General features: G+C 58.7%; 1 protein-coding gene. It reads right to left on the reverse strand.

Features of this window, described 5'->3' with window-relative positions:
• Positions 1-72: 72 nt before the first annotated feature.
• On the reverse strand, positions 73-424 hold a 352-nt coding region (locus AUR65_RS19740; RefSeq protein ID WP_394337341.1), incomplete at its 5' end, for a hypothetical protein.

A 424-nucleotide genomic window follows, 5' to 3' on the forward strand; every position in this document is an offset into this window, starting at 1 on the left:
CCACGAAACGTCTATTTTCATCTCATACTGTTCCGTAGTCCTTAACCGCGGGAGAAGTGACGGAGAACCGAGTTACCGGTCCGAGAGCAGCGACCAGAGTGTGTACGCTACGTAGTAGTCCGTCCAGACGAGACCGTTGTCGGTAACGTACTCGCCAGGCTTGTTGAAACAGCCGTGACGAACCATCCCACGACGCTCGTCGTCCTCGTCTGTCACGAGGTACGACTCAAGAAGGGAATCGAGGATTTCCGCCCCCGTACCGCGGAGGTTCTCACACTCGGGGACGTCCGGCAGCCGACAGAGACCGTACGCGGCGAGAGCCGCTGCACTGGTGTCTCTGGGTTCCGTCTCGGCATCGAGTTCTATGTCCCACGTCGCGACGAGGTCTTCTGGAGCGTGTTCGGTGTAGTAGTTGGTCGTAGCC

The sequence above is a fragment of the Haloferax marisrubri genome (assembly GCF_001469875.2).
GTDB lineage: Archaea > Halobacteriota > Halobacteria > Halobacteriales > Haloferacaceae > Haloferax > Haloferax marisrubri.